Source organism: Methylobacterium sp. P3_A11 (genome assembly GCF_056403155.1).
Genome location: NZ_JBFUGA010000023.1, coordinates 16041 through 39789, shown reverse-complemented (window position 1 = coordinate 39789; position 23749 = coordinate 16041). Strand labels below are relative to the sequence as shown.

The window sequence follows — 23749 nt, the reverse complement described above, 5'->3', positions numbered from 1 at the left end:
TCCCGCACGGGAGAGGGAACGGTCGCTCGAGGCGCTCCGCCGGCGTCTCGCCGACAACCAATGAAGCTCCCGGACAGGGAGCCAGCACGCTGGGGAGGAGCATCATGATCGGCCGTCTCAATCACGTGGCCATCGCCGTGCAGGATCTCGACGCCGCCTGCGCGGTATACCGCGACACGCTCGGCGCCACGATCACGGCGCCGCTGCCGCAGCCGGAGCACGGCGTGACGGTGGTCTTCGTCGAGTTGCCGAACAGCAAGATCGAGCTGATGTCCCCCCTGGGCGAGGGCTCACCGATCGAGGCCTTCGTGGCGCGCAACCCGGGCGGCGGCATCCACCACGTCTGCTACGAGGTCGACGACATCCTGGCCGCCCGCGACAGGCTCAAGGCCGAGGGCGCCCGGGTACTCGGCTCCGGCGAGCCGCGGATCGGCGCCCACGGCAAGCCCGTTCTGTTCCTGCACCCGAAAGACTTCCTGGGCACCCTGGTCGAGCTGGAGCAGGTGTGAGCGGGATGATGCACAGCTTGGCCCGCTCGACGCCGGTGACGCTGGCGGCGATCACCGTGCTGATCGCCGCCTTCGTGGCTGCGGCGGTGGGCCTGTTCAAGCTGACGGTGGGCGGCGCGATCGCCCTCTACTTCGTGGTCTGGTGGACGCTGCTCTTCGCGGTCCTGCCCCTGCGCAACCAGCCGGAGACGCGGCCCAGCCACGTCGTGCCGGGCCAGGATCCCGGCGCACCGGCGGCGCCGCGCCTGCGCGAGAAGGCCATCTGGACGACGCTGGTGGCGGGGGCCGCGTTCCTGATCGCCCTGGCGGTGTTCCCGCTCACCGGGCTGTAGCGCGGCGCGAAGCCGTTCACCGCAGTCAGCCCCAAGGTGGCATCACGTCCGGCCTCCGGCTCGGACCGGCGTCGAGGGCGCTCGCGCGTCCGATCGCGAGCCGGTACCAGGAAGCGCGACAATAAAAAAAGCAAGGCGCGAGGCCTTGCTTTTCAAGCTGCAGTGGCTCGACCTTGAGATGTCCCTCGCATTACCTGCGGGGCGGTCGCTTTTCCTCCCGAGACTCGGACCTTGCGCCGCCTCTTCCGGGCGTCGCAAACATCGCCGGACGCTTATAGGAACAACAATTCGTGTTGTCACCGGGCCTGCGAGAAAAATCTGCGCTTTCTTGCCGGCAAATGGGCAGACCGCTTCCGTCCTAGGCAACCATCCCGCCGGAGCCGGCCCGCCGCCTCCGGTTCGCCGCGATTACGCCGCGCCGTGGTCGTGCAGTGCTTGTAATTTACGTCACCGGCGTGTTGTGTGCCGGCGCACCGCGGCTCGTCCCGGCCGGATTCACTCCCAAGACTCTGACGATATGCGTCTCTCCCGCTACTTCATGCCGACCTTGCGCGAGACGCCCAAGGAAGCCGAGATCGTCTCGCATCGGCTGATGCTGCGCGCCGGGCTCGTGCGCCAGGAGGCCGCCGGCATCTACGCCTGGCTGCCGCTCGGCCTGCGGGTTCTGGAGCGCGTCTGCGCGGTGATCCGCCGGGAGCAGGACCGCGCGGGTGCGATCGAGATCCTGATGCCGACGGTGCAGTCGGCCGAGCTGTGGCGGGAATCCGGCCGCTACGAGGCCTACGGCAAGGAGATGCTGCGCCTGAAGGACCGGCACGACCGCGAGATGCTCTACGGCCCCACCGCCGAGGAGATGGTCACCGAGATCTTCCGGGCGAGCGTGCGCTCCTACAAGGATCTGCCGAAGAATCTCTATCAGATCTCGTGGAAGTTCCGCGACGAGGTGCGGCCGCGCTTCGGCACGATGCGCTCCCGCGAGTTCCTGATGAAGGACGCCTATTCGTTCGACTTCGACCAGGCCGGCGCCCGCCACGCCTACAACCGCATGTTCGTGGCGTACCTGCGCACCTTCGCGGGCCTCGGCCTGAAGGCGATCCCGATGCGCGCCGATACCGGCCCGATCGGCGGCGACCTGTCCCACGAGTTCATCATCCTGGCCAAGACCGGCGAGAGCGAGGTCTTCTGCGACAAGGCCTATCTCGACTTCGCGATCCCGCCCGAGACCGTGGATTTCGACGACGTCGCCGCCCTGCAGGGCATCGTCGACGGCTGGACATCGCACTACGCCGCCACCGAGGAGATGCACGAGCCGGAGGCCTTCGCGGAGGTCGGCGAGGAGAGCCGGCTGGCCGCCCGCGGCATCGAGGTCGGGCACATCTTCTATTTCGGCACCAAGTATTCCGAGCCGATGGGCGCCAAGGTCGCCGGGCCGGACGGGATCGAGCGGCCGGTCCATATGGGTTCCTACGGCATCGGCCCGAGCCGGCTGGTGGCGGCGATCATCGAGGCGAGCCACGACGAGGCCGGCATCATCTGGCCGGATTCGGTCGCGCCCTTCGACGTCGCGCTGATCAACCTCAAGGTCGGCGATGCCGGAACCGACGCGGCCTGCGCGCAGATCCAGTCGGATCTCGAGACCGCCGGCCTCTCGGTGCTCTACGACGACCGCGACGAGCGCCCGGGCGCCAAGTTCGCCACCGCCGACCTGATCGGCCTGCCCTGGCAAATTATCGTCGGACCGAAGGGTCTCGCGGAGGGCAAGGTCGAGCTGAAGCGGCGCGCGGGGGGCGAGCGCGAGAGCCTCGCGACCGTCGACCTGCTGGCGCGCATCCGGCGCGTCTGAGACACACCGATGGCGGCATCAGCGGCGCTGGACCGGGTGAAGGGCTTCGCGGCGTCGCTCCGCGAGGGCACTGCGCCCTTCGCGCCGTTCGAGTGGATCCTCGCCGGCCGCTACCTGCGCGCCCGCCGCCGGGGCGGCGGCGTCTCGGTGGTGGCGTTCTTCTCGGTGCTGGGCATCGCGCTGGGCGTCGCCACGCTGATCATCGTCCTGTCGGTGATGAACGGCTTCCGGGCCGAGCTGCTGTCGAAGATCGTGGGCATCAACGGCCATCTCTTCGCCACGCCGATCGACCGGCCGTTCAACGACTGGACCGACCTATCGGATCGCCTGTCGAAGGTGGCGGGTGTGCGGGCGGCGGTGCCGCTGGTGGAAGGCCAAGCCTTCGCCTCGTCGCAATACGGCGGCTCGGGCGTCATCATCCGCGGCGTGCGGGCGGCCGATCTGGACGCCCTGGCAGCAGTATCGGCGTCGATCCGCGGCGGGACGCTGGAGGGCTTCGACGACGGCACGGGCGTCCTGATCGGGCGGCGGCTCGCCGACACGCTGGGCCTGCAGGCCGGCGACACGATCACCCTGGTGACGCCCAAGGGCTCGTCCACGCCGTTCGGGACCGCGCCGCGCACCAAGAGCTACACGGTCAAGGCGGTGTTCGAGGTCGGCATGACCGAGTTCGACCAGACCTTCGTGTTCATGCCGCTCCCCGAGGCGCAGGCGTTCTTCAACAAGGACGGCGACGTCAGCATGATCGAGATCTACGTCGACGATCCCGACCATGTCGGCGAGATGCGCGAGCCCCTGGAGATGGCGGCCGAGCGGCCGATCCTGCTCACGGACTGGCGGCAGCGCAACCGGACCTTCTTCGGGGCGCTGGAGGTGGAGCGGAACGTCATGTTCCTGATCCTCAGCCTGATCGTCGTGGTGGCGACGCTCAACATCGTCTCCGGCCTGATCCTGCTTGTGCGCGACAAGTCGAGCGACATCGCGATCCTGCGGACCATGGGTGCGACGCCCGGCACGATCATGCGGGTGTTCCTGATCAACGGCGCGCTGATCGGGATCGTCGGCACGCTCGGCGGGCTGGCGCTCGGCATCCTGATCACCCTCAACATCAAGCCGATCCAGCACGTGCTGTTTCCCGGCGCCTGGGACCCGACGGTGCGCTTCCTCGCCGAGATCCCGGCCCAGATGAACCCCAAGGAGATCACCGCCGTGGTGATCACCTCGCTGCTCCTGTCGCTCGCCGCGACACTCTATCCTTCCTGGCGCGCCGCCCGGCTCGATCCGGTGCAGGCCCTCCGCTACGGCTGACGGTCCGCCCACCGATGAGCGATTCGAGCCAGACGACCGGCGACCAGCCGGTCCCGGCCCTGTTCTTTTCCCGCGTCGAGCGGCGCTACGCCCAGGCCGAGGGCGCCCTGGAGATCCTGCGCGGGGCCGACCTCGCGATCTGGCCGGGCGAACTGGTGGCGCTGGTGGCGCCCTCGGGTGCCGGCAAGTCGACCCTGCTGCACCTCGCCGGCCTCCTGGAGCGGCCGGACGGGGGCGAGATCTATATCGGCGGCCATCCCACGGCGGCGATGGCGGATGCCGAGCGCACCCGCCTGCGCCGCGAGGAGATGGGCTTCGTCTACCAGTTCCACCACCTCCTGCCGGAGTTCTCCGCCCTGGAGAACGTGGTGATGCCGCAGCTCATCCGCGGCCTGAAACGCGCGGAGGCGAAGGCCCGCGCCACGGAACTCCTGAGTTTCCTCGGCCTGAAGGATCGCCTGCTCCATCGCCCGGCCGAGCTGTCGGGGGGCGAGCAGCAGCGTGTCGCCATCGCCCGGGCGGTGGCCAACGGCCCGCGGCTGCTGCTGGCCGACGAGCCGACCGGCAATCTCGATCCCGGAACCGCGGGCCATGTCTTCTCGGTGCTGATGTCCCTGGTCCGTGCCTCGGGCCTCGCCGCCCTTGTCGCGACCCACAATCTCGAACTGGCCGCCCGCATGGATCGCCGGGTGACGATCCGCGACGGGCTGATCACGCAGCTCGACTGAGCACGGGCGCGACGTCCCCGCGGGCGGGCGCGCCGGTCTCAAGCGGCGGCGGTGTCCGCAAGCGGATCCCGGTGAGGCCCGACACCGATCCCGGGGCTCGGGATCGGCTTCGCCGCTCATGAACCCCAAGGAACCGCAGCGTCGCCTGCCGGCGGCCGCGCCGCCGCCGGGCGTGTCTCCGCGGGGGCTGCGCGACGCGCCCGCGCGACCGATCGGCCCGAAGAGGTGGCGCATTTTAATCCCGCGCGCCGCGTGCGTCGAGGCACGTCATGGAAGACACCGGCTCCCTATCTTCAGATCACGCAAGACGAAACAGGGCCGATTGATCGGACTGTACTGCGGAGGAGTTTGATAACCACCATGAAGACCCGTATCGCCGCCGTCGTCACCGCGCTTGTCCTTGGCGTGGCTCCGATCTCGTCCGCCATGGCGGCCAACGGCGCCCGCTGGGCCGGCTTCGCCAACTCCGAAATCGAGACCACCGGCTCACTGGGCCTCGGGGTCCACGACAATCCCGCCTATGTGGGCTGCCCGCTGAGTTCGGCCGCGGAGGGCAACGCTGACCAGCAGACCCGGCCGGTCAAGCAGTACGGCCAGACCGCCGGCGGTTACCGCTGCTGATCAGACCGGAGGCCGGATGAAGCTCAAGGCTCTCTCCTACGTCATGATCGGCGCCTTCGTGACCGGCCTGCTCATGACGCTCTACGGCTCGGCCACGACCCTGCTGAGCCATTGACCTGCGTGCGCCGCTCCCATCAAGGGGCGGCGCCGCTCGCGCGCGGACAGCCCTGTCCGGGTCCGCCCGGCTGGAGCGATCAGGGGCCGCCCCGAGATCCCGCTCCGGACTCACCCTCCGCGGCCGCGGGGCGCGGTCCGGATCGGATGGCGGGACTCGTCAGCGCCTCGACGTAGTCGCAGGCGTCGAGGATGGCGTCGGAACTCCCCGCGATCCGCGCCTTCGCGGCCGCCGTTGCGCGTGCCACCGCGGGATCGGTGAGCAGACGGCCGAGCACCCGGGCCGCCCGAGCCGGGCGGAAGGCGCGGCGGCTCAAGGTGGCACCCAGGTCGCGGTCCTTCAGCCGCCGCCCCTCATCGAAATGGTCGAAGGCTACCGGAACGACGAGTTGCGGAACGCCCGCGGCCAGTGCCTGCGCCACCGTCCCGACGCCGCCGTGATGGACCAGGGCCGCGCTGCGCGGCAGGAGGGCGCTCAGCGGCGCGTAGGGCAGGTGGATGATCTCGGCGGGCAGCGGCTTCGGGATCTGGCCGCCCTGCGGGGCGAGCAGAACGCCGCGGCGGCCCATGCGCCGGCACAGCCGCACCGCGGTGTCGAAGAAGCCGGCGCCCTGGCGCATGGCCGAGCCGTAGGTGAACACGACCGGCGGCGCGCCTGCCTGGAGGAATGCCTCCAGCTCCGGCGGCATGGCCGCCACGTCGCCGAACCGGTCGACCAGCGGGAAGCCGAGCTGCACCGCCTGGTTCGGCCAATCGGCCTGCGGCGCGGCGTACCAGTCTGGGAACATCAGGAGCATACCGGTCGGGCTGTTCCACCAGTGCCGCAGCCGGTAGACTGGGTCGAGGCCCAGTCGCGCGCGCAGGGCGTTGAGCGGCGGCAGCGTGAACGGACCGACCGCGACCTGATCGACGCCGAGATTCACGTAGGCCCGCAGGGAAGCCGGGAGGAATCGCGGCAGCGGCAGGCCCGGCAGGCGGGGCGGATCGTACCGGCTCTCGATCAGGAACGGCATCACGTGCAGCGTCGCGGTCGGGAGATCGTAGAGATCCTGCGCGAGCCGTGCCCCCCATCCGAGCGGCGAGGCGACCACACGGAGGTCGACGCCCCGTCCCCGGGTCGCCCCGAGCCACAGGCAGGCCGCCTCGGCGACCTGGAGGGCGTAGTCGAACATCGGCCGGAAGCCCTGTTGCGGGTGCCACAGATCCGGCTGGCGGATCACCGCCTCGTAATCCGCCACCGTGCCGAGGGGCTGGAAGGCGAGGCCGGCCCGGCGGGCCATCGCCTCGAACGGAGCCGGAGCCGCCAGCGAGACGCCGTGACCACGCTTCAACAACTCGTGACCCAGCGCGATGAACGGCAGCACGTCGCCGTGTGTGCCGACGGCCACGAGGGCGACGTCGAACCGTTCGACCGTCCGGTGCGCGGGAATGGCTTGCTCCTTCGAACCCCCCGATCAGATGACGAGTTCGTCTCGGCGCGAGGGCATGCCAGCACGCCCGATCCGCATCAAGACACTTTTTACCGTAACCGATAGACGCGCAGGAATTATTGCGCGCCGCCTCTATCATTAGAACAAAACATGAACATACTGGGACCGGAACGCGGGAGGTACGACGATGCTGAAGCGGATGGTCCTGACCGGAATGGTCGAGTTCATGGCATTCGGACTTTTGTTCGCGGCGGTCGGCGCCTGGGCGATAGCCTTGGCACCGGTTCGTTAGCCGGATTTTTCCAACGCGCCCCCGGTTCCTCCGAGAGGCCGGTTATACACAGGCGATCGGCCCTGCAGGGGAGATCATCCACAGGCTTGGCCCGAACTGGTGCTTCCGGGGCACGACCGGTGGATATCGTCTATCGGCGGCCCGGCACACGTCGACTTGGAGCCGGCGAGCGGGGATGCTGCCCGACCCCTGAACAAGGTCGGCCATGCCACGCCAGCTCAAGGAGGTCGGATTCGTCCACCTCCACGTCCACTCGTCCTATTCCCTGCTCGAAGGGGCGCTGAAGGTCGGCTCCCTGATCAAGGCGGCGGTGGCCGACCGGCAGCCGGCCCTGGCGCTCACCGACACCAACAACCTGTTCGGGGCGCTGGAATTCTCCGAGAAGGCGGCTGGCGAAGGCGTTCAGCCGATTGCCGGGGTGCAGCTTTCGGTGGCGTTCGAGGCCGCCGATCCGCACCAGCGGCAGGCGCCGACGAGCCACGGCATCGTGCTCCTCGCCCAGGACGAGGCCGGCTACGCCAACCTGCTGCGGCTGGCGAGCCGCGCCTATTTCGATACGGCCCTCGGCGAGGCGCCGCGCCTGGACGCCGCGGCCCTCGTCGGTGCCTCGGAGGGGCTGATCGCCCTCACGGGCGGCCTGTCCGGCCCCCTCGACGCGGCATTCCGGGCCGGGCGGCCCGAGTTGGCCCTCGGCCGCCTCAGGAGCCTCAAGGAGGCCTTCGGCGAGGACCGGCTCTATGTCGAGCTGCAGCGCCACGGCCTGCCCGAGGAGGGGCGGATCGAGACGGCGCTCCTCGACCTCGCCGGCCGCCACGGTCTCGGGATCGTGGCGACCAACGAGCCCTACTTCGCCAAGCCCGACGATTACGACGCCCATGACGCGCTGCTCGCCATCGCGGAGGGCCGCCTCGTCTCGGACGAGCGCCGCCGCCGTCTGACGCCGAGCCACGCCTTCAAGACCCGCGCCGAGATGGCCGAGCTGTTCCGCGACCTGCCGGACGCGCTCCAGGCCACGGTCGAGATCGCCATGCGCTGCGCCGTGCGGGCACGGACCCGCAAGCCGATCCTGCCGAATTTCGGCGCCGTGGCGGCGGGGGAGACGCCCCCCATGGCCGAGGCCCTGGCGGAGGCCGCCGAGACGGGCGTGCAGGCGGTCTCGGCCGACGAGCCGACCGAGCTGCGCCGGCAGGCCGAGGCGGGGCTGGAGCTGCGCCTCAAGCAGCACGGCACGGCGCCGGGCTTCTCGGAAGAGGATTACCGCAAGCGCCTCGCGTTCGAACTCGACGTCATCGTGTCGATGAAGTTCCCGGGCTACTTCCTGATCGTCTCGGACTTCATCAAGTGGGCCAAGGACCACGACATCCCGGTGGGGCCGGGCCGCGGCTCGGGCGCCGGCTCGCTGGTGGCGTGGTCGCTGCTGATCACCGACCTCGACCCGCTCCGCTTCGGCCTGTTGTTCGAGCGCTTCCTCAACCCCGAGCGCGTCTCGATGCCGGATTTCGACATCGACTTCTGCGTGGAGGGCCGCGAGCGGGTGATCCGCTACGTGCAGCAACGCTACGGCGAGGGGCAGGTCGGGCAGATCATCACCTTCGGCACGCTGCTCGCCCGCGGCGTGCTGCGCGACGTCGGCCGCGTCCTGGAGATGCCCTACGGGCAGGTCGACAAGCTGACCAAGCTCGTTCCGCAGAACCCGGCCAACCCGGTGACGCTCGCCCAGGCGATCGAGGGTGAGCCGAAGCTGCAGCAGGCCATGGAGGAGGAGCCGATCGTCGGCCGGCTCATCGACATCTCCAAGAAGCTGGAGGGCCTGCACCGCCACGCCTCGACCCACGCGGCCGGCGTGGTGATCGGCGACCGGCCCCTGGAGGAACTGGTCCCGCTCTACCGAGACCCGAAGACCGGCATGCGGGTCACCCAGTTCAACATGAAGTGGGTCGAGCAGGCCGGGCTGGTGAAGTTCGACTTCCTCGGCCTCAAGACTCTGACCATGCTGCGGTGCTGCACGGATCTCCTGAAGGCGCGCGGCATCGACATCGACCTCGCCTCGCTGCCGCTCGACGACCCGAAGACCTACGGCCCGATGGGCCGCGGCGAGACGGTCGGCGTGTTCCAGGTGGAATCGGCCGGCATGCGCAAGGCGCTCTGCGAGATGCAGGCCGACCGGCTGGAGGACATCATCGCCCTGGTGGCGCTGTACCGGCCGGGCCCGATGGCCAACATCCCGGTCTATTGCGAGCGCAAGCTCGGCCGCGACGCCGGCAACGAGGCGACCTGGTACCCGGATCCGAAGCTGGAGCCGATGCTGAAGGAGACATTCGGCATCATCGTCTACCAGGAGCAGGTGATGGAGATCGCCAAGGTCCTCGCCGGCTACTCGCTCGGCGAGGCCGACATGCTCCGGCGCGCCATGGGCAAGAAGATCCGCGCCGAGATGGACGCGCAGCGCGACCGGTTCCTCAAGGGCTGCACCGAGCGCGGCCTGACCAAGGCCAAGGCCAACGAGATCTTCGACCTGCTCGCCAAGTTCGCCGATTACGGCTTCAACAAGAGCCACGCCGCGGCCTACGCGCTGCTCACCTACCAGACCGCCTATCTGAAGGCGAACTATCCGGTCGAGTTCCTGGCCGCCGCCATGACGCTCGACATCGACAACACCGACAAGCTCGCCGAATTCCGCCAGGACGCGCAGCGCCTCAAGATCACGGTGGAGCCGCCCTCGATCAACACCTCCGGCGAGGTGTTCGAGGTGCGCGACGGCAAGATCTTCTACGCCCTCGCGGCCATCAAGGGCGTCGGCCGCGAAGCGGTGCGGGCGCTGGTGGAGGCCCGGGGCGATCGGCCGTTCAAGGACCTCGCCTGCCTCGCCCGCCGCCTCAACCCGCGGCAGATCAACAAGCGCACCCTGGAGAGCCTCGTCCAGGCCGGGGCGCTCGACTGCATCGAGCCCGACCGGGCGCGGGCCTTCGCGGCGGTCGAGCCGATGATGAAGCTCGCCGCCAGCGCGGCGGAAGCCGAATCCGCCGGCGTCACCGACATGTTCGGCGGCGTGGTGGCGGACGACGTGTCCCTGCGGATCCCCCCGCACGAGATCTGGCCGATGGCCGACACGCTGAAGCGGGAATACGCGGCGATCGGGTTCTTCATCTCCGGCCATCCCCTCGACGAGTATGGCGACCTGCTCGACAAGCTGCGGGTGCAGAGCTGGACCGATTTCTGCCGCGCGGTGCGGGCCGGGACCTCCAGCGTCGGCCGGGTGGCGGCCTCCGTGCTCGACCGGGCGGAGCGGCGCACCAAGACCGGCAACAAGATGGGCATCGTCACCCTGTCGGACCGGACCGCCCATTTCGAGGCGATCATCTTCTCCGAGGGCCTCGGCCAGTACCGCGACATCCTGGAGCCGGGCCGCCCGCTCGTGCTCCAGCTCCAGGCGAACCTGGAGGGCGAGGACGTGCGCGCCCGGATCCTCACCGCCGAGCCCCTAGACCAGGCGGTGGCCCGCCACCAGAAGGGGATCCGCATCCACCTGAGCGATCCGCGCGGCGTCGCGCCCGTGCAGCAGCGTCTGTCAATGCGCGGGGAGAGCGAGGTCTCGCTGATCCTCAAGCTCGACGGCGGCAGCCGCGAGGTGGAGATCCGACTGCCCGGCAAGTTCCAGGCGACGCCGACGCTGGCCGGCCAGCTCCGGACCGTGCCAGGGGTGGTGCAGGTGGAGGTGAGCTAGAACGGCGCCGCGAGGCAGCCGGCGAGGGCGTCCTTCAGCGCGGCGGCGTCGGCCTCCGCCACCGTGGCCGTCGCGGTCAGGGCCGGATCGCCGGAGCGTGGGCTCGCCTGCGTCCAGGTAAGCTTGGCGCCGGGCTGGCTGAGCGCCTGGGCGAGCCCGCGCAGGGGATCGTCGCCGCGGCGGGCGCCCGTCACCGTCAGGGTGAAACCCGCATCCGCCCCGGTTGCCGCGCCCTGAACCGGGATCCGCACCGAGCGCACGCTGCCCGCGCTGGAAACCAGGATGCCGGTGAGGGGGGGTTCGCTGCCGGAACCTGCGAGCCCGGCGAAGTCGAAGCGCGGCGCCAGCTCGGCGAAGCGCGGTACTGTCAGCGCCGCCGAAAGGCCGGTCCCGCCCGGATCGCAGGCGAGGTGCAGGGTCGCCGGGCGCCGATCCGGCCCCAGCTCCGCGGCGCCGGTGAGGGTCGCGCTGCCACCGGGCGCCCGGGCGCCGCCGGCGAGCAGCGGTGTCTGCCCGGTGAGGATGTCGGACAGCCGGTCGCCGCGACTCAGCGGCCCCGCCAGGAGCGCCACGGCGGCGATGCCGACGACCGCGAGGGCTACGCCGATCCGGAGCCGCATCTCATCCTCCGCCTGTGGACATCCCGGGCCGGCGGCATAGACGAACGCGGCCGGCCCGCAACCCTTCCTTCACCACGCCCGCAGAAATCCGGCTGCAAGTCCACCTGTGTGCAGCGCAGCAACTCCTTAAAAAGCGATCGATCCTATGCACCGGCGCTCAAGCTTGAGCGTCGCCATGCGCACGAAGATCCTGCTCGCCCTCACCCTCCTGGTCTACGTCACCACCGGCCGCGCCCCCGGCATCCGGGAGCCGCGCAACCCCGATGCCGAGCATGCGGGCGGTCGCGTCGCGGTGGTGATGAAGCGCGCCTGGACCTGAACCTCACGCCCCGGGCACGCAGACCCGGAGCCGGTCCGCCACCAGGGCCTGGAGATTCCAGAGATGGCGGTCGCGGATGCCGAGGCGCTCGCAGGCCTCCACGGTCCGGAACAGGTATTCCGCGCTCGGTCCCTTGTGCCCGCAGGCGGCGGCGATCTTCTCCGCGATCTCGGCGTCCGAGAGGCGGCCGGCGTAGCGGTCGCTGGCGCGGTTGGCCAGGAAGGTCAGCGCCGACACGGTCCCGGCCTCGGTGGCGACCGGCAGCCAACGGGCGACGTAGCCCCGGCCGCGCATCTCCCGTCGCCAGACCGGCATCAGCGTCTCGCGGATCTCCATGCCCGGCAGGCGGAAGGCGACGCCCCGGCAGAGGCCGCCGCGATCGAGGGCCAGGACGAAGCCCGGTCGCTCCGGCGTGCCGCGGAACCGGCGCTGGAGCAGGCAGAATCGGCGATGGAAGCCGCGGACGGTGCCGATCCGGCGCTCGATGACCGCGAACTCCGGATTCCACATCAGCGAGCCGTAGGCGAAGACCCAGAGGTCGCGGCCCTCGCGCCCGGCGACGATCGCGTCGAGCCCCGGGCGCAGTTCCGCGTCGCTCAGCACGTCGAGGGCGCTCGGATCGTCGGGCACCGGCTCGGAATGGGCACGGGCGATCAGGTCGAGGCTGAGGTCGAGGGCGCGGGTGGCATCGGCGGGCATGGCCCGTCAACGCGGATCCGTCACGGCTTGTTGCCCATCGCGTCCAGTTCGAGGAAGGGTCGGCTGCGATGGCCGGTGCAGACCTCGTCGTCGTCGATCACCTCGAACCGGTCGGCCGCGTAACGCATCACCGCCCTCGGCCGCTCGGGCTTGCCGAAGGTGCGGCCGTACATCCGGCCCGACACGCAGTAGATCACCCGGCCGGCATCCGCGATCGGCCCGGCGATCCGGCTGCCCTCGAACCGCACCGGCAGCAGCGAGACCGAGCCGAAGGCGACCTGCTTGAGCGCCAGGGCGGCGATCCGCTGGAGGAGGGCCGGGGAGGGCGCGTCCTCGGTCACGGGCTTCGGGGGCCGCGGCGCGGCCTGCGCCCCGGCGGCGATCAGGATCAGGCAGGCGGCGAGGGCGGCGCGGGGCGGCATCGGCCCTGCCTACGCCGCCGAGGTTGCCCGGGGCTGGACAATGCGCGCGGGCAGCGCCGGACCGCACGCCTTCCTATATGGGTCTGATGAGCGGAACGCGTCCGTCGCGCGCCGCGCCCCTCTCACCGCGTGACGCGACCCGCGATGCAATGGACCGACGACGCCCTGGTGCTCGGCCTGCGCCGGCACGGGGAGACCGGCGTCATCCTGGAGGCGATGACCGAGAACCACGGGCGCCATCTGGGACTCGTGCATGGCGGGCGCTCGCGCCGGATGCAGCCGGTGCTGCAGCCCGGCAACCGGGTCCGGCTGACGTGGCGGGCGCGCCTCGACGAGGGCCTCGGGTCCTACGGGGTTGAGCCCCTCGAGTCGCAGGTCTCGCGGATGATCGGGTCGAGCCTCGCCCTCTACGGCCTGGGCCACATGGCGGCCCTGCTGCGGCTCCTGCCCGAGCGCGATCCCCATCCAGGCCTCTACGCGGCGGCCGGGATCCTGGTCGCCCACCTCGACGACCCGACGATCGCGCCGCCCCTGATGGTGCGCTTCGAGCTGGCGATCCTGTCGGAACTCGGCTTCGGCCTCGACCTGACCGCCTGCGCGGCCACCGGCGACAACGACGCCCTGGCCTACGTGTCGCCGAAGAGCGGCCGGGCCGTGAGCGCCTCGGCGGGCGAGCCGTACCGGGACCGCCTGCTGGCACTTCCGAGCTTCCTGCATGCGGGCGGCCCCCCCGGCCCCGACGGCGTTGCGCAAGGGTTTACCTTGACGGGGTACTTCCTGGACCGGCACGTCTGGGCGCCCCGCGGCCTCGGGCCTCCCGAGGAGCGGGCGCGATTCGTTGCGCTCGGTCGCGAGGCCGAGTAATGTTCGCTTTCTGTTCTCAACCGTCGCTCCGGGGGGCTGCGGGCGGGCCCGGAATCCAGAATCGCCGCAGCGCCGGATGCGAGGAGCCTCGCCCGGCAGGGACGACGCGTCTGGATTCCGGGCTCCGCTCCGCGGCACCAGACTGACGGGCGCGCGGGCAGAGACGATTGAGAGTGTGAGGAGCCGTCATGGGCCAGCCCTTCGAGCCGCCGTCCGGCGACGGGATCGAGAGCGTCGAGCTGAAATCGGCGCTGGAGGAGCGCTACCTCGCCTACGCGCTCTCGACGATCATGCACCGGGCGCTGCCGGACGCCCGCGACGGGCTGAAGCCCGTGCACCGGCGCATCCTGTACGGCATGCGGCTGCTGCGCCTCGACCCGAATACCGCGCATAAGAAGTGCGCCAAGATCGTCGGCGACGTGATGGGCGACTTCCACCCCCACGGCGACCAGGCGATCTACGACGCCCTGGTGCGGCTCTCCCAGGACTTCGCCCAGCGCTACCCGCTGGTCGACGGCCAGGGCAATTTCGGCAACATCGACGGCGACGGCCCGGCCGCCTACCGCTACACCGAGGCGCGGCTCACCGAGGTCGCCCGGCTGCTCCTCGACGGGATCGACGAGGACACAGTTGATTTCCGGCCCTCCTACAACGGCGAGAAGGAGGAGCCGATCGTCCTGCCGGCGGCCTTCCCGAACCTGCTGGCCAACGGCAGCCAGGGCATCGCGGTCGGCATGGCGACCTCGATCCCGCCGCACAACGCCGCCGAACTGTGCGATGCGGCGCTCTACCTGATCAACCACCCCGAGGCGACCTCGGCGCACCTCGCCAGGTTCGTGCAGGGTCCGGACTTCCCCACCGGCGGCATCCTGGTCGACTCGGCCGAGTCCATCGCCGAGGCCTACCGGACCGGCCGCGGCGCCTTCCGGGTCCGCGCCCGCTGGCACAAGGAGGATCTGGGCCGCGGCACCTGGAACATCGTCGTCACCGAGATCCCCTACGGCATCCCGAAGGGCCGGCTGATCGAGAAGATGGCCGAGCTCCTGCAGGAGAAGAAGCTGCCGCTCCTGGCCGACGTGCGGGACGAATCGGCCGAGGACGTGCGCGTCGTGCTGGAGCCGCGCGCGCGCACGGTGGATCCGGTGATCCTGATGGAATCGCTGTTCCGGCTGACGGAACTCGAGGCCCGGATCCCGCTCAACCTCAACGTCCTGGTCGGCGGCCTCGTGCCGAAGGTGATCGGGCTCGTCGAGTGCCTGCGGGAATGGGTCGACCACCGCCGCGTGGTCCTGCAGCGCCGCTCGCGCTACCGCCTCGGCCAGATCGACCGCCGCCTGGAGATCCTGGGCGGCCTGCTCATCGTCTATCTCGACCTCGACGAGGTGATCCGCATCATCCGCGAGGAGGACGAGCCCAAGGCCGCCCTCATGGCCCGGTTCGAGCTGACCGAACTCCAGGCCAACGCGATCCTCGACACGCGCCTGCGCTCCCTGCGCAAGCTGGAGGAGATGGAGCTGAAGCGCGAGTTCGAGGGGCTCACCGCCGAGAAGGCCGAGATCGACGCCCTGCTCGCCTCCGAGCCGGCGCAGTGGAAGGCGATCCAGGCGCAGATCCGCGCCGTGAAGAAGACCTTCGGCCCCGAGACCAAGCTGGGCCGCCGCCGCACCACGCTGGCGAGCCCGCCGGATGTCGGCGGCATCGACTTCACCGCGGCCCTGGTGGAGCGCGAGCCGATCACCGTGATCGTCTCCACCAAGGGCTGGATCCGGGCGCTCAAGGGCCACGTCGCCGACCTGTCGGGGGTGGCGTTCAAGGGCGACGACACCCTGAAGATCGCGTTCCCGACCGAGACCACGCAGAAGATCCTGCTGCTCGCCACGAACGGCAAGGTCTTCACCCTCGACGCCTCGAAGCTGCCGGGCGGGCGCGGCTTCGGCGACCCGGTGCGCCTGATGGCCGACCTCGACGACGGCACCGAGATCGTGGCAGCTCTGCCCTACCGGCCGGAGACCAAACTGCTCATCGTGGGCTCGGACGGCCGCGGCTTCGTGGCGCCCGCCGACGCGCTGGTCGCCAACACCCGCAAGGGCAAGAGCGTGCTCGGCCTCGACGGAGACGCCACCGCGGCCGTGCTGGTGCCGGCCGAGGGCGACCACGTCGCGGTGGTCAATACGGAGAAGCTGCTGCTGATCTTCCCGATCTCCGAGGTGGCGGAACTCGCCCGCGGCAAGGGCGTGCGGCTCCAGCGCTGCCGCAGCGGCCGGCTCCAGGACGCGCACGTGTTCAAGCTGGCGGACGGCCTGCCCTGGCAGGACGGCTCGCCGGAGGGGCGGCTCGCCAACGCGTCGGTGCTGGAGAAGTGGCTCGGCCACCGGGCCGAGGTCGGGCTGATGATGGCGCGCAGCTTCCCGAAGTTCGAGCGGTTCGGGCGCTGAGGAGAGGGCGGTTGCTCCGTCATCACGAGCGCAGCGAAGTGACCCAGGGCAGCGCCACCTTGACGAACGTGGCGCCGCTGGATGGCTTCGCTCCGCTCGCAACGACGACGGCGCCGACGTCATGGGCGGCGGTCACCGCCCCTTAACGGCCGCCTCGTCCGCAGCCCAGAGGTGCTGCGCCGCGTAGGCGCGGAAGGGCCGCCACGCCTCGGCCCGGGCCAGAAGCTCCGCCGGACTCGGGCGACCGGTGCCGGTCTCCAGAGCCCGCAGCAGGCCGACATCGCCCACCGGCAGGGCGTCCGGCAGCTTGAGCGCCCGCAGGGCGATATACTGTGCCGTCCACGGCCCGATCCCGCGGATCGCCGTGAAGCGCAGCAGCGCGGCCTCCAGCGACTCGGCCGGAGCGAACAGGTCCGGTTCGGCCAGCGTCGCCGCCGCCAGCGCCCGGATCGCCGCGCCGCGGGCGCGCGGCATGTTGAGCGCCAGGGCGATATCGGCCTCGACCAGATCCGCCGCCGTCGGGAAGACGTGGGTCAGGACGCCCACCGGCTCCGGCAGCCGCGTCCCGAACGCCGCCACAAGCCTGCCCGCCAACCCGATCGCGGCGGAGACCGAAACCTGCTGGCCGAGGATCGCCCGGCAGCCGGTCTCGAACGGATCCCAGGCGCCCGGCAGGCGCAGCCCGGGCCGGGCCGCCACGAGGGGGGCCAGGACCGGATCCCGGGCCAGGCAGCCGGCGATGGCAGCCGGGTCGGCGTCGCAGTCGAACAGGCGGCCCAGGCGCTCCGCCACCGCGGCGGCGTGTCCGGGATCGATGCCGCGGAGGACGACGCGCAGGCAATCCGTGCCGGGCTCCGCCGTCAGGTGGCCGAACCGACCCGCGACGCGGACCGTGCGCCGGTAGGCCGAGCCGTCGGGCGCCACCGTCTCGACGCCCGGGATCGCGCGCTTGGCCAGGAAGGCGCGGATCGCCGCCCAGTCGTAGGGCGGGCGGCAGGGCAGGCGGAGATCGATGGCCTCCGCACACGCGAAGGGCGGCCTTTCGGCCGCCCCCATGGTCGTGTCCTGGGTCGCGTCCCGGGACAGGTCCCGCCTCAGCCGCGCTGATCGACCGGCACGTAATCGCGCTGGGCCGGACCCACGTAGAGCTGGCGCGGACGGCCGATCTTCTGCGAGGGATCCTCGATCATCTCGGCCCACTGGGCGATCCAGCCCACCGTGCGGGCCACCGCGAACAGCACCGTGAACATGTCGGTGGGGAAGCCCATCGCCTTGAGGGTGATGCCCGAGTAGAAATCGATGTTCGGGTAGAGCTTCTTCTCGATGAAGTACTCGTCCTTGAGGGCGATCTGCTCCAGCTCCATGGCGACGTGCAGCAGCGGATCGTCGGTCTTGCCGAGTTCCTTCAACACCTGGTGGGTGGTGTGCTGCATGATCCGGGCGCGCGGGTCGTAGTTCTTGTAGACCCGGTGGCCGAAGCCCATCAGGCGGAACGGGTCGTTCTTGTCCTTGGCCTTGGCGACGTACTTGCTGACGTTCTCGGGGGTGCCGATCTCCATCAGCATCTTGAGGGCCGCCTCGTTGGCGCCGCCATGGGCCGGCCCCCAGAGGCAGGCGATGCCGGCCGCGATGCAGGCGAAGGGGTTGGCGCCGGACGAGCCCGCGAGCCGCACCGTCGAGGTCGAGGCGTTCTGCTCATGGTCGGCGTGCAGGATGAAGATCTTGTCGAGCGCCCGGGCGAAGACCGGGTTCACCTCGTAATCCTCGCACGGCACAGCGTAGCACATGCGCAGGAAGTTCGAGGTGTAGTCGAGGTCGTTCTTCGGGTACACGAACGGCTGGCCGATCGAGTACTTGTAGGCCATCGCGGCGAGCGTCGGCATCTTGGCGATCATGCGGATCGACGCGATCAGCCGCTGGCTCTCATCGGTGATGTCGGTCGAGTCGTGGTAGAAGGCCGAGAGCGCGCCCACGGAGGCGACCATCACGGCCATCGGGTGCGCGTCGCGGCGGAAGCCGGTAAAGAACCGGTTCATCTGGTCGTGCACCATGGTGTGGCGCGTGACCCGGTAGTCGAAATCGGCCTTCTGGGCGGCGGTCGGCAGGGCGCCGAACAGCATCAGGTAGCAGGTCTCGAGGAAGTCGCCCTTCTCGGCGAGCTGCTCGATCGGGTAGCCGCGGTAGAGCAGCACGCCCTCGTCGCCGTCGATGTAGGTGATCTTCGATTCGCACGAGGCCGTCGAGGTGAAGCCCGGGTCGAAGGTGAAGGCGCCGGTCTGGGCGTAGAGCTTGCCGATATCGATCACGTCCGGCCCGATCGTGCCGGATTTAACCGGCAGCTCGACCGACTTGCCGTCCACGGTGATGGTGCTGGGTGCGCTCATGGATCGTGGACCCTTCTCTGGCGACGTGGCGGATGCCGGCCTCGGGCTGCCCGAGCCGGTCCCGGGGGCCTGAGCACCACGCATTATGCTGCGGGTGCTCACTGGCATGGGTTACCCAAACGGCACTGCAGCAGCAACGGGGTCGGTGACAACCCGACCCCGACGCCAAGCATATTCCGCCAAGCGAAATCCGGGCCGGGGCGCTGGGCTCCCGGCTGCGCCCGGCCGTCTCAGCCCTGCGGCACCTGATCGCCGAGCCGGGCCAGGGTCTCGTCCCGGCCCAGCACCGCCATCACGTCGAACAGGGGCGGGGAGGTGGTGCGGCCCGTGAGCGCGGCGCGCAGGGGTTGAGCCACCTGCCCGAGCTTGCATCCGGCCGTCTCGGCGTAAAGGCGCACGGCGCCCTCGGTCGAGGCCGCGTTCCAGTCGGTCAGCGCCTCGAGCGCCGGGCGAACACCCGCGAGGCGGGCGCGGCCCTCGTCGGAGAGAAGGGCGCCGGCCTTCTCGTCCAACGCCAGGGGGCGTTGCGCGTACAGGTAATAGGCGCTGTCGAGGAGTTCGATCAGCGTCTTGGCACGCTCCTTCAGACCCGGCATGGCCTGGGTCAGCTTGTCCTTCAGGTCTGCCGGGAGCGGCGCCGACAGGCCGCGCGCGGGGCCGACATTCGGCAGGATGGTCTCGATCGCCGCCACGAGGTCGGCATCCGCGCTGGTGCGGATGTAGAGGCCGTTGAGGTTGGCGAGCTTGGCGAAGTCGAACCGCGCCGCCGAGCGCCCGACCGAGCCGAGATCGAAGGCCGCGACCATCTCCTCGGTGGAGAAGACCTCCTGGTCGCCGTGGCTCCAACCGAGGCGGACGAGGTAGTTGCGCAGGGCCGCCGGCAGGTAGCCGAGGTCGCGATAGGCCTCGACGCCGAGGGCGCCATGGCGCTTCGAGAGCTTGGCTCCGTCGGCCCCGTGGATCAGGGGGATGTGCGCCATCGTCGGGACCTCCCAGCCGAGGGCAGAAAAGATCTGGGTCTGGCGCGCGGCGTTGGTGAGGTGGTCGTCGCCGCGGATGATCTGCGTGACGCCCATGTCGTGGTCGTCCACCACGACGGCGAGCATGTAGGTCGGCGTGCCGTCCGAGCGGAGGAGCACGAGGTCGTCGAGGTCCTTGTTGGCCCAGGTGACGCGACCCTGGACGGCGTCGTCGACCACGGTCTCGCCCGTGAGGGGCGCGCGCAGGCGGATCACCGGCTTGACCCCGGCGGGGGCCTCGGACGGGTCCCGGTCGCGCCAGCGCCCGTCGTAGCGGGGCGCGCGGCCCTCGGCGCGGGCGGTCTCGCGCATCTGCGCCAGCTCCTCGGCGGTAGCGTAGCAATGGTAGGCGCGGCCCGCAGCCAGCAGCTCCTCGGCTACGGCGCGGTGGCGCTCGGCCCGGGCGAACTGGAAGACCACGTCGCCGTCCCAGTCGAGGCCGAGCCAGGACAGGCCGTCGAGGATCGCGTCGATCGCGCCCTTGGTCGAGCGCTCCCGGTCGGTGTCCTCGATCCGCAGCAGCATCCGGCCACCGGTGTGGCGGGCGTAGAGCCAGTTGAACAACGCCGTGCGGGCTCCGCCGATATGGAGGTAACCGGTGGGCGAGGGCGCGAAGCGCGTGACGACGGCTGAGGACATCGGTCCGATAGGTTCGGGGGCGAGGCGCGAAGGGGTGGAGGCGGGGCGGCGGAGAGAGCGTCGATGGGTCTCGACACGGCGCCCGTAGCACGAAGCGCCGGCTGTAGCACGGGCCTGCGGATGGGTTAAGAATCGCCTGGGGAATCGCCCGGCCGCCGACGACAGGTCGCGCGGTGCGGGGTGGCGGCAATGCGACGGATCGGCGCGAGGCTCGCGGGTGGCGCTGTGGCGCTGGCCGGCCCGCGCGCGCCCGCCCTCCCGGCAGTCCGCCACTGGGTGGCCAAGGGCCTCGTCCGGGAGGCCGAACAGCGCCGGCTGTTCCCCTGGCTGGCCGTGGCGTTCGGGGCCGGAATCCTCATCTACTTCGTGGCGGCGGATGGCACGCCGCTCCTAGCCGCGCCCCTGATCGGCGCGGGTCTCGCCCTGGCGCCGACCCCGATCCTGGGGGCGCGGCCGGCGGCCCTGGCGCTGGCCCTCGGCGTGGCGGCCGCGTTCCTCGGCTTCGCGGCGGCGACCTGGCGGGTCGCGCAGGTCGCCGCCCCGATCCTCACCCGCACCACCATCGGCCCGCTGGTCGGGATGGTCGAGGCGCTCGACGAGCGGGAGGTCGGCGCCCGACTGATCATCCGCGTCGAGACCTTCGCGGGGCTCGCGCCGGAGTCGCGGCCGGTGCGGGTGCGGGTCTCGTTCCGCAGGACCCCCATCCCGCGCCCCGGGGACGTCGTCGCCGCCACCGCCCGGCTGCTGCCGCCGCCGGAGGCCGCCCGGCCGGGCGGCTACGACTTCGCCCGGGACGCGTATTTCCAGGGACTCGGCGCGGTGGGCTCGCTCGTCGGCGCGGTCGCGATCCGGGCGCCGACCGAGCCGCCGCCCATGAGCCTGCGCCTCGCCGCTCTGCTGGACGAGGCCCGCAACGCGCTGACCCGCCGGATCGCGCAGGCCGCAGGGGGACAAGCGGGCGCGGTGGCGGCGGCTCTTGTAACGGGCAAGCGGGGACTGATCGCGCCGGCGACCAACGACGCGCTCCGCGCCGCCGGAATCTACCACGTGGTGTCGATCTCGGGGCTCCACATGGTGCTGGCCGCCGGCGTGGTCTTCTGGCTGGTGCGGGCGGTCCTCGCCGCGGTGCCGTACTGCGCGCTGGTCTGGCCGATCAAGAAGATCGCCGCCGGCTTCGCCATGGTCGGGGTCACCGCCTACTGCGCCTTCTCGGGCTGGGACATCGCCGCCGAGCGCTCCCTGATCATGACCCTGATCATGCTGGGCGCGATCCTGGCGGACCGGCCGGCCCTGTCGATGCGCAACCTCGCGCTGGCCGCCCTGATCGCCCTCGCCCGGGAGCCCGAGGGCCTGCTCGGCCCGAGCTTCCAGATGTCGTTCGGCGCCGTGGCCGGGCTGATCGCCTGCGCCCGGCTGATCGACGGGCGGCTGTTCGTGCGCCCCGGGGCGGGGCGGCTCGGGCGGCTCGTCGGCACCGGCCTCTCGGCGGTGACCGGGACCCTGGCCACGACCCTCGTGGCCCAGATCGCGACCGCGCCCTTCGCCACCTATCATTTCCAGACGGTTCAGCCCTTCGGGCTTGTCGGGAACGCACTGACCCTGCCGCTGGTCTCCCTCGTGGTGATGCCGTCGGCGGTGATCGGGATCCTGGCCTATCCCTTCGCCCAGGACCGGCCGATCTGGTGGCTGATGGGTCAGGCGGTGGGGGGCATGCTCGTCGTCTCCGACTGGATCGCCGGGTTCGAGCGGGCGATCGTCGTCGTGCCGGCCTTCGGCACGTCGGCGCTGATCCTGCTGACCCTCGGCCTGCTGCTGGCGACGCTCCCAGCCTCGCGCCTGCGCTGGCTCGCCCTGGCGCCTGCCCTGGTCGGCCTCGTCCTCGCGGCCAGGCCGGACCGTTACGACCTCTACGTCGACCGACAGGGCGCAGGAGCCGCGGTCCGGGGGCCAGACGGACGCCTCACGGTGCTGGGCAGCCCTTCCGGCTTCGTCCTCGAGCAATGGCTGAAGGCGGACGGTGACGGACGGCGGCCCGCAACGCTGGTCGCACCGCAGGGCAGCGGCCGCTGCGACCACCTCGGCTGCACGGCGCGCCTGCCGGACGGCCGAGCGGTGGCCCTCGTCCGGGATCGGCGCGCCTTCCCGGAGGATTGCGCCCGCGCCGCAGTGGTGATCACCGGCCTCGTGGCGCCCCCGACCTGCACGCGCCCGCTGGTGATCGACCGGCGCGTCCTCACCGCCCACGGAGCGGTCGCCCTCCGGGCCGAGGGTGACGGTTTCGCCACCCGGTACACCCGTGCCGACGGCCGCGCCGTACCCTGGCGGCCGGGACCGGCACGTGAGCCGCGCCTGCGGACGCCCGTCACATCCGGGTCGGACGGATCCCACACCGCGGAGGCTCCGCCTCCGGAAACCGACGGGTCAGGCAACGGCGCCGTCTCCGGCGACGCGCCCGCCGAGCCGCTTCAGTAGCGGCGGACGAGGCTGACCAGGCGTCCCTGGATGCGCACCCGGTCGGGCCCGAGCACGCGGGTCTCGTAGGCCGGATTGGCGGCTTCCAAGGCGATCGAGGAGCCCCGGCGACGCAGGCGCTTGAGGGTCGCCTCCTCGTCGTCGATCAGGGCCACGATGATGTCGCCGGTGTTGGCAGTGTCCTGCTTGCGGATCACCACGAGGTCGCCGTCGAGGATGCCGGCCTCGACCATCGAGTCGCCGCGCACCTCAAGGGCGTAGTGCTCGCCGCCGGCCACGAAGTCCGGCGACAGGGTGATGGCGTGGCTCTGGTTCTGGATCGCGGAGACCGGCGTGCCGGCCGCGATCCGGCCCATCACGGGAATCGAGATGGCGCGGCCGGCCTCGTCGAGGATCCGCGTGCTCGCCGGTGCGGGCGGCTGCTTGGACTTGCCGCCCTCGACCACGCTCGGCGTGAACCGGCGAGGCTCTGCCGAAGCCGCGGTCGGGGGCGCCTGGGTCAGGCTCTCGGGGATGCGGATCACCTCGATGGCACGCGCCCGATTCGGCAGGCGCCGCAGGAAGCCGCGCTCCTCGAGGGCCGTGATCAGCCTGTGGATGCCCGATTTCGACTTGAGGTCGAGGGCGTCCTTCATCTCGTCGAAGGACGGCGGGACACCGCATTCCTGCATCCGGCTCTGGATGAATCGCAGGAGGTCCAGCTGCTTGCGCGTGAGCATCGACGGGGGACTCGCGGCTTGGCGGACCGCCACGTGACGGTCTCCGAAACAAATCACGAACAGGTTAAACGTTCCGCAAGTGTTCTGCAAGGGCGGGACCGCTACGCTTGGACCGGTGTCGGCCCGGCCATGCGGCCGATCCGGCGCCTCGCCGGACGGGACGGGCCGAGAAACGCATTGACGGCGCAAGCGGAGCCGTTTCAATGCTGGCCCGTGCCCCGCCGGAGAGGCGGCGGATCCGGGACGCGGGCCGGGA

The 23749-nt window shown here is 70.9% G+C and carries 19 protein-coding genes; 11 read left to right on the top strand and 8 right to left on the bottom strand.

Annotated elements, in window-relative coordinates:
- Nucleotides 1-104 precede the first annotated feature (104 nt).
- The 6 genes from mce to AC1DXK_RS10145 all read left to right on the top strand — a co-directional run bounded on the left by mce (nt 105) and on the right by AC1DXK_RS10145 (nt 5341).
- Nucleotides 105-509: a methylmalonyl-CoA epimerase gene (gene mce, locus AC1DXK_RS10170; RefSeq protein ID WP_457106307.1), complete on the top strand. Its 405-nt coding sequence runs from the start codon at nt 105-107 to the stop codon at nt 507-509.
- A 5-nt stretch (nt 510-514) separates the two neighbouring features.
- Nucleotides 515-841, top strand: a complete 327-nt coding sequence (locus AC1DXK_RS10165) for a DUF1467 family protein (protein WP_457106306.1) — start codon at nt 515-517, stop codon at nt 839-841.
- Nucleotides 842-1358: 517 nt separating this feature from the next.
- Nucleotides 1359-2684 carry a proline--tRNA ligase gene (gene proS / locus AC1DXK_RS10160; RefSeq protein WP_457106305.1) on the top strand — a complete coding sequence of 442 codons (1326 nt, stop codon included), beginning with the start codon at nt 1359-1361 and terminating at the stop codon, nt 2682-2684.
- A gap of 9 nt (nt 2685-2693) precedes the next feature.
- The gene (locus AC1DXK_RS10155) at nt 2694-3992 is read left to right on the top strand and encodes a lipoprotein-releasing ABC transporter permease subunit (protein ID WP_457106304.1); all 1299 of its coding nucleotides are present in this window, start codon (nt 2694-2696) and stop codon (nt 3990-3992) included.
- A 14-nt stretch (nt 3993-4006) separates the two neighbouring features.
- The gene (locus AC1DXK_RS10150) at nt 4007-4720 is read left to right on the top strand and encodes an ABC transporter ATP-binding protein (protein WP_457106303.1); all 714 of its coding nucleotides are present in this window, start codon (nt 4007-4009) and stop codon (nt 4718-4720) included.
- 360 nt (nt 4721-5080) lie between these two features.
- Entirely contained in the window at nt 5081-5341 is a 261-nt protein-coding gene (locus AC1DXK_RS10145; protein ID WP_457106302.1) for a hypothetical protein, read from the top strand.
- A 194-nt stretch (nt 5342-5535) separates the two neighbouring features.
- On the opposite strand, the gene AC1DXK_RS10140 is transcribed toward AC1DXK_RS10145, so the two are convergent.
- Nucleotides 5536-6843: a glycosyltransferase gene (locus tag AC1DXK_RS10140; protein WP_457106301.1), complete on the bottom strand. Its 1308-nt coding sequence runs from the start codon at nt 6841-6843 to the stop codon at nt 5536-5538.
- Nucleotides 6844-7382: 539 nt separating this feature from the next.
- On the opposite strand from AC1DXK_RS10140, the gene dnaE reads away from it, so the two are divergent.
- Nucleotides 7383-10901, top strand: coding sequence for a DNA polymerase III subunit alpha (gene dnaE / locus AC1DXK_RS10135; protein ID WP_457106300.1), 3519 nt, complete (start codon nt 7383-7385; stop codon nt 10899-10901).
- Here the strand turns inward: dnaE and AC1DXK_RS10130 are convergent.
- Nucleotides 10898-11521 carry a hypothetical protein gene (locus AC1DXK_RS10130; protein ID WP_457106299.1) on the bottom strand — a complete coding sequence of 208 codons (624 nt, stop codon included), beginning with the start codon at nt 11519-11521 and terminating at the stop codon, nt 10898-10900. The genes dnaE and AC1DXK_RS10130 overlap by 4 nt on opposite strands.
- A 175-nt stretch (nt 11522-11696) precedes the next feature.
- On the opposite strand from AC1DXK_RS10130, the gene AC1DXK_RS10125 reads away from it, so the two are divergent.
- Nucleotides 11697-11840 (top strand): hypothetical protein, encoded by a 144-nt coding sequence (locus AC1DXK_RS10125; protein ID WP_164706385.1) that lies wholly within the window; start codon nt 11697-11699, stop codon nt 11838-11840.
- A 3-nt stretch (nt 11841-11843) separates the two neighbouring features.
- Here the strand turns inward: AC1DXK_RS10125 and AC1DXK_RS10120 are convergent, their stop codons facing one another.
- Nucleotides 11844-12539, bottom strand: coding sequence for a gamma-glutamylcyclotransferase (locus AC1DXK_RS10120; protein WP_457106298.1), 696 nt, complete (start codon nt 12537-12539; stop codon nt 11844-11846).
- A gap of 20 nt (nt 12540-12559) precedes the next feature.
- Nucleotides 12560-12961, bottom strand: a complete 402-nt coding sequence (locus AC1DXK_RS10115) for a hypothetical protein (protein ID WP_457106297.1) — start codon at nt 12959-12961, stop codon at nt 12560-12562.
- Nucleotides 12962-13105: 144 nt separating this feature from the next.
- On the opposite strand from AC1DXK_RS10115, the gene recO reads away from it, so the two are divergent.
- A complete protein-coding gene (recO, locus tag AC1DXK_RS10110; RefSeq protein WP_457106296.1) occupies nt 13106-13825 on the top strand; it encodes a DNA repair protein RecO in 720 nt (239 codons plus the stop codon).
- A gap of 188 nt (nt 13826-14013) precedes the next feature.
- On the top strand, nt 14014-16260 hold the full coding sequence (parC, locus tag AC1DXK_RS10105) for a DNA topoisomerase IV subunit A (protein WP_457106295.1): 2247 nt from the start codon (nt 14014-14016) through the stop codon (nt 16258-16260).
- Nucleotides 16261-16392: 132 nt separating this feature from the next.
- Here parC and AC1DXK_RS10100 read toward each other — a convergent pair whose 3' ends face one another.
- The 3 genes from AC1DXK_RS10100 to gltX form a co-directional block, all read right to left on the bottom strand.
- Nucleotides 16393-17316, bottom strand: a complete 924-nt coding sequence (locus AC1DXK_RS10100) for a DNA-3-methyladenine glycosylase family protein (protein WP_457106294.1) — start codon at nt 17314-17316, stop codon at nt 16393-16395.
- 38 nt (nt 17317-17354) lie between these two features.
- A complete protein-coding gene (gene gltA / locus AC1DXK_RS10095) occupies nt 17355-18644 on the bottom strand; it encodes a citrate synthase (protein WP_457106293.1) in 1290 nt (429 codons plus the stop codon).
- Between the two features lie 230 nt (nt 18645-18874).
- Complete coding sequence (gene gltX / locus AC1DXK_RS10090) at nt 18875-20302, bottom strand: glutamate--tRNA ligase (RefSeq protein WP_457106292.1); 1428 nt, start codon at nt 20300-20302, stop codon at nt 18875-18877.
- A gap of 189 nt (nt 20303-20491) precedes the next feature.
- Between gltX and AC1DXK_RS10085 the strand changes: the two genes are divergently transcribed.
- Nucleotides 20492-22774 carry a ComEC/Rec2 family competence protein gene (locus tag AC1DXK_RS10085; RefSeq protein ID WP_457106291.1) on the top strand — a complete coding sequence of 761 codons (2283 nt, stop codon included), beginning with the start codon at nt 20492-20494 and terminating at the stop codon, nt 22772-22774.
- Here the strand turns inward: AC1DXK_RS10085 and lexA are convergent.
- Nucleotides 22768-23493, bottom strand: coding sequence for a transcriptional repressor LexA (lexA, locus tag AC1DXK_RS10080; protein ID WP_457106290.1), 726 nt, complete (start codon nt 23491-23493; stop codon nt 22768-22770). The two genes, AC1DXK_RS10085 and lexA, sit on opposite strands and share 7 nt — an antisense overlap.
- Between the last annotated feature and the right edge of the window lie 256 nt (nt 23494-23749).